1 protein-coding gene and 2 pseudogenes are annotated in these 2702 nt (G+C 72.3%); 1 reads left to right on the forward strand and 2 read right to left on the reverse strand.

All coding sequences use genetic code 11. The annotated features are described in order from the left end of the window. Nucleotides 1–46: 46 nt before the first annotated feature. Together H5J33_RS30310 and H5J33_RS30315 are read right to left on the reverse strand one after the other, a co-directional pair. Entirely contained in the window at nt 47–1366 is a 1320-nt protein-coding gene (locus H5J33_RS30310; RefSeq protein ID WP_181797981.1) for a D-arabinono-1,4-lactone oxidase, read from the reverse strand. Then, nucleotides 1326–2228: pseudogene (locus tag H5J33_RS30315) on the reverse strand (MFS transporter); the annotation flags it as partial. The gene H5J33_RS30310 and the pseudogene H5J33_RS30315, both read right to left, overlap by 41 nt. A gap of 3 nt (nt 2229–2231) precedes the next feature. Between H5J33_RS30315 and H5J33_RS30320 the strand changes: the two are divergent. Next, a pseudogene (locus H5J33_RS30320) lies at nt 2232–2702 on the forward strand (beta-ketoacyl synthase N-terminal-like domain-containing protein); the annotation flags it as partial.

The following is a 2702-nucleotide window of genomic DNA, read 5'->3' on the forward strand; positions in this document are numbered from 1 at the left end:
ACCCCGAGCCCCACGCCCAGCGCGCCCGACGCGTCCGGAACGGCGCCTACGCTCCCAGGACCCTCCGCAGATAGTCGTTCTGGAACAGCCGGTCCGGGTCGAGACGGTTCCGCAACGCCGTGAACTCGCCGAAGCGCGGATACACCCGGGAGAAGTACTCGGCGTCCCGCGTGTGCACCTTGCCCCAGTGCGGACGCCCCTCGTGCGCGGTGAAGATGCGCTCGGCGGCCGTGAAGTACGCCTGGTACGGCGTGCCCCGGAACATGTGCACGGCGACGTAGGCGCTGTCCCGGCCGGAGGCGGTGGACAGGGTGATGTCGTCGGCCGGGGCGGTGCGCACCTCCACCGGGAAGCTGATCCGCAGCCCCGAGCGGTCCACCATGGTCCGCAGTTCGCGCAGGGTCTCCACCAGGGCGGCGCGCGGGATCGCGTACTCCATCTCCACGAAGCGCACCCGGCGCGGCGAGGTGAAGACCTTGTAGGGGATGTCGGTGTACGTCCGCGCGGACAGGGCCCTGCTGGAGATCCGGGCGATGGCCGGGACGACGGCCGGCGCGGCCCGGCCGGCCCACTGGGCCGCCTGGAACACCCCGTTGGACAGGAACTCGTCCTCGAACCAGGCGGCCGCCCGCCCCACCGGCCGCCTGGGACCGGCGCTGCGGTTGTTGCGCTTGGTGGTGGTGTTCCCGGTGTGCGGGAACCAGTAGAACTCGAAGTGCTCGTTCTCCGCCCACAGTTGGTCGAACTCCGACAGGACCCGCTCCAGCGGCATCGGTTCCTCGCGCGCGGTGAGCAGGAAGAGCGGTTCTACGGCGAACGTGATCGCGGTGACGACGCCCAGGGCGCCCAGACCGATCCGGGCGGCGGCGAAGACCTCGGGGTTCTCCTGCCCGGAGCAGGTGAGGACGGATCCGTCGGCCGTGACGAGTTCCAGCCCCTTGATCTGGGCGGCGATGGAGCCGGAGGCGCGGCCCGTGCCGTGGGTGCCGGTGCTGGTGGCCCCGGAGACGGTCTGCTCCATGATGTCGCCCATGTTGGTGAGCGACAGACCCTCGCGCGCGAGGGCGGCGTTGAGCCTCTTGAGCGGGGTGCCCGCCTCCACCGTGACCGTCATGGACTGCCGGTCGATGGTGCGTATGCCCGTCAACAGTTGAGGGCGTATCAGGACACCGTCGGTGGCGGCGATCGAGGTGAAGGAGTGCCCGGTGCCGACCGCCTTCACCTTCAGGCCGTCCTCCCGGGCCCGGCGCACCGCCGCGGCCAGCTCCTCCACCGAGGCCGGCGCGACCTGCCTGGCGGGCCGCGCGGAGACGTTGCCGCCCCAGTTACGCCAGGTTCCGTACGTCCCGCTCGCTGTGCTGCTCAACGGTGCCTCCCCGCCCCGCGGCCGGCTTGCGCAGCCGGCGGTACCCGAGGAAACCGACCACGACCGCGACGGCCCCGGACACGGCCGGAACCCCGTACCCGGCCCGCGCCCCGGCCGCGTCGATCGCCCAGCCGGCCGCGGACGAGCCGAGCGCGACACCGACCGCCAGGCCGGTGCTCACCCAGGTCATGCCCTCGGTGAGCCGCGCGCGAGGTACGTGCTCCTCGATGAGGGACATCGTCGTGATCATCGTCGGCGCGATGGACAGCCCCGCAACGAACAGCGCCACGGCCAGAAGCGGCAGGTTTCCGACCAGTAGGAGGGGGATCATACTCACGGCCATCGCCGCCACGCCCAGCAGCCAGCGGCGTTCCGGCGCCCCGCCCAGGCGCAGGAGTCCGAAGACCACGCCGGCCACGCAGGAACCGGCCGCGTACAGCGCGAGGACGATGCTGGCGGCGCCCTTGTGGCCGCGCTCGTCGGCGAAGGCGACGGTGACCACGTCCACCGCGCCGAAGATCGACCCGGTCGCGACGAAGGTGGCCACCAGCACCCGCAGCGCCACCGAGCGCAGGGCGCTGCCGCCGCCGTGCCGCGCGTCCGGGTCCGGCACCGGTTCGGTGGCCTGCTGGGCGGTCAGCCAGAAGACGCCGGCCGCGAGGAAACAGGCGGCCAGCAGCGGGCCCGCCTCCGGGAACCAGGCCGTGGACAGGCCGATGGAGACGATCGGCCCGAAGATGAAGCAGACCTCGTCCACCACCGACTCGAACGAGTACGCGGTGTGCAACCGGGGCGTGCCCCGGTACAGCGCGGCCCAGCGGGCCCGGATCATCGCACCCAGGCTCGGCACCGAGCCGGTCCCGGCGCCGCCGACGACGAGCCGATCGCCATCATCGGCATGGCCTGCCGCTACCCGGGCGGCGTGTCCTCACCGGAGGACCTGTGGCGGCTGGTCGCCGAGGGCGCCGACGCGATCAGCGAGTTCCCGGTCAACCGCGGCTGGGACCTGGAGCGGCTGTACGACCCCGACCCGGCCGCCACGGGAACCTCGTACGTGCGCCACGGCGGATTCCTGCACGACGCCGACCAGTTCGACCGCGAGTTCTTCGGCATCTCGCCCCGCGAGGCGACGGCCACCGACCCGCAGCAGCGGCTGCTGCTGGAGACGGCGTGGGAGACGCTGGAGAGCGCGGGACTGGACCCGGGCGCCCTGCGCGGCTCGCGCACCGGCGTGTTCACGGGCGCCATGTACGACGACTACGTGTCCCGACTGGCTTCCAGCCCCAAGGAGTACGAGGGGTTCCTGCTCGCCGGAAACCTCTCCAGCGTGGTCTCG

It is taken from the genome of Streptomyces sp. WELS2 (assembly GCF_013870595.1).
Taxonomy (GTDB): Bacteria; Actinomycetota; Actinomycetes; order Streptomycetales; family Streptomycetaceae; genus Streptomyces.